General features: G+C 69.3%; 1 pseudogene. It reads left to right on the top strand.

Annotated elements, in window-relative coordinates:
• Positions 1 to 31: 31 nt before the first annotated feature.
• A pseudogene (locus ACYSM9_RS21945) lies at positions 32 to 293 on the top strand (fumarylacetoacetate hydrolase family protein); the annotation flags it as partial.

Genomic DNA, 293 nt, shown 5'->3' with positions numbered 1-293 from the left:
ACCGCACCTACATCGAAGGACGCACCAAGTAATGAAACTCCTCACCCTCCGCCTCCCCGCCGGCACAGGCAACGGCACAAGCACGACGGCGGTCCGCCAGGACGGCGACACCCTCACCGAGATCCCGGGGTTCTCCGACGTCGGGGCCCTGCTGCAGGACCCCGCCTGGGAGACCACGGCGAAGGCGGCCAACGGCCCAACCCACGCCCTCGACGGCGCCGACCTTGCCGCCGTCGTGCCCGCCCCGGGCAAGATCATCTGCGTGGGCCACAACTACCGCAACCACATCAAGG

Source organism: Arthrobacter sp. C152, assembly GCF_054890965.1.
The sequence above is the reverse complement of the archived record's forward strand: the minus strand, read 5'-3'. Positions and strand labels throughout refer to the sequence as shown.